We start from the raw sequence: 2,531 nt of genomic DNA, 5'->3' as shown, positions 1-2,531 counted from the left end.
GCCGCACCCGTCCCGGAGACGGCGGCACCCGTCCCGGAGACGGCGGCACCCGCCTTCCCCACGGCCGCGCCCAGCAGGGCCCGCCCGTGTCCCGCGAGCGCCCCCCGGCCCGTCACACCCAGCAGTTCCGCCTCCGCCAGCGTCCACTCGGCGAGCCGTGACCTCAGGTCGTCCTCGCGCTGCGGCCCGCGCAGCGGACGCTCCCAGCGCAGCCGGGCCAGCACCGACTCCCGCGTCGGCGACGCCCCTTCCGGCAGCCCCGCGAGCAGCGTCAGCACCCGGTGCCGTACCTCCGGCGCGGCGCTGCGGTCGAGCCCCGGGCCCAGCGTCGACAGCGTGCGGTCCTTCGCGTCCCGGCCGCCCACCAGGCCGGAAACCCGGGTCGCCGTCAGCCACGCCTCCGCGAGACGTGCCCAGCGCTCGGCCGGGGGCCGCTCCAGCCACTCGTCGTGGGCCGGGGTCGCCGCGTACCGCTCGTCGGCCTCGCCGTCGGAGGCCAGCAGGCCCGCCGCGTACGCCAGCTCGACCCAGAACGCCGCGACCGGCTCGGCCACGTCCAGGGCGACGGCGGTGCGCTTGAGATCGCGCACGCTCAGGCCGCCCGCCCGCAGCACCGCGGGCCCGCCCTCGTCCCAGTCCTTCAGCAGCTCCTCGACGGTCGCGAGCGCGGTGTACGCCTGCCCGGCCGCCGTCGCGTCCACAACCTGTGGACGGTGGGTCGCCGCCGGCTCCACGCCCGGCGGCAGCGGCTCCACCTCCCGGTGCGCCCGGCCGCCGCGCAGGTGCAGGGCCACCTCCCGGGGGAGCACGACCGTCCCGGGCGCCGTCGGCACCAGCAGCCCCAGATCCAGCAGGCGGCGCAGACGGGCCGCCGGATCGGCCGTGACCTGGCCGTACGGCGGCCCCCACACCAGCCGCGAGAGCACCTCCCGTGACTCCTCCGGGAGCCCGTCCAGCAGCGCCGACATCCGCTTCCGGTCGGTGAACAGGGCGGTCAGCGAGGCCACCGCGGAGACCGCGTCGTGCGTCGAACCGAGCCCCGCCGCCGTGACGATGTCCTGGATGCGGCCCGGCGACATGCCCGCCGTGGCCTCCTGCACGGTCGGCCCCAGCCCGGTCGGCGACGGGTGCTGCGGCGAGGGCGCGAGCAGCTCGCGGGCCGTGCGGACCAGCCGCAGCCGGTCGTCGTCGCCCCACACCAGGGCCTGCTCGCGCAGGGTGCCGAGGGCGCGCGGGAGGGCCGCCGAGACGGCCGGGTCGCCGCCGTCGCCGGTCAGCAGCGCCAGCAGTTCGCCGTAGGGCGCCGGGTCCGCCGCCACCGCCAGCGCCTCCGCCGTCTGGAGCGCGAACCGGTCCAGCCGCTCCAGCGCCCGCACCACCGACGCCCGGGTCCCGGCCCGCGTGGCGAGCTGGGTGAGGTCCGTGGGCACGGGCGTGATGAGGTCGGGGCGGGCACGCAGAAGCGCGGCCAGGGAGTCGTCGTCCCTGGCCCGGAGCGCTTCCGCGAGGGAGCGCGGCGGTACGGCCGGGTTGCTCATCCGACCAACGGTAGCGGGTGGCGGGGCACGGCAGGAGCGACGTACCCCGCGCCCCCACGACCGTCCCGCCTCCCGCACGGCCGGTCCGCGGCCGGTCGGCGACGGGTGCTGCGGCGAGGGCGCGAGCAACTCGCGGGCCGTGCGGACCAGCCGCAGCCGGTCGTCGTCGCCCCCGCACCGGGGCCCGGTCCCGCAGGGTGCCCGATGTGCGGGGGAGTGCCGCCGGGTCCGGTCGGGCCGTGCGGAGCGGTTGTAGCCGGTCGTCGTCGCCCCCGCACCGGGGCCCGGTCCCGCAGGGTGCCCGATGTGCGGGGGAGTGCCGCCGGGTCCGGTCGGGCCGTGCGGAGCGGTTGTAGCCGGTCGTCGTCGACCCCGCACCGGGGCCCGGTCCCGCAGGGTGCCCGATGTGCGGGGGAGTGCCGCCGGGTCCGGTCGGGCCGTGCGGAGCGGTCGTAGCCGGTCGTCGTCGCCCCACACCAGGGCCCGCTCCCGCAGGACGCCCGACGCGCGCGGGAGCGCCACCGGGACCGGCGGGTCCGCCGCCGGGACCGGCGGGTCCGCCGCCGGGGCCCGTCCGGTCGGCGGTTGCCTGCGCTAACGTCGTCCCACGGGGTATCCAACGCACCCGCCCCGGAGGGGACTTCGTGGGTATCGAGAGCGACCAGGTCGTCTACGAGTATCTGAGCCGCGTCGGTGATGTCGCGCAGCAACGGCAGTTGCCGTCGTCGACCCGTATGCGGCTCGTCTCGGAACTGCGCAACGAGATCGACCGGCGGCGCGCCAAGGTCACCGTGGACTCGCCCGCCGCCGTCCGCCGGATCATCGCCAGGCTGGGCAGCCCCGACGAGGTGGTGACCGCCGCCGGCGGCACGGCGGCCGGCGCCCCGCAGGCGCCGGTGGTCGCCATGCCCGTGCAGCGGGACCGGGAGACGGAGGAGACCGAGCGGCCCAGGGGACTGCGCAAGAACCTCCCCCGGCCGCGTCCCGACACCC

At 78.1% G+C, this 2,531-nt stretch carries 2 pseudogenes; one reads left to right on the top strand and one right to left on the bottom strand.

Going from position 1 to position 2,531, the window contains the following annotated elements:
• A pseudogene (locus tag EHS43_RS42380) lies at window positions 1-1,538 on the bottom strand (DNA-binding protein); the annotation flags it as partial.
• A 644-nt stretch (window positions 1,539-2,182) separates the two neighbouring features.
• On the opposite strand from EHS43_RS42380, the pseudogene EHS43_RS42375 reads away from it, so the two are divergent.
• Window positions 2,183-2,531 (top strand): annotated as a pseudogene (locus EHS43_RS42375) (hypothetical protein); the annotation flags it as partial.

This window comes from Streptomyces sp. RP5T (assembly GCF_003933965.1).
GTDB lineage: Bacteria > Actinomycetota > Actinomycetes > Streptomycetales > Streptomycetaceae > Streptomyces.
Note: the sequence above shows the minus strand (reverse complement) of the source record. Positions and strands in the feature narration are given on the sequence as shown.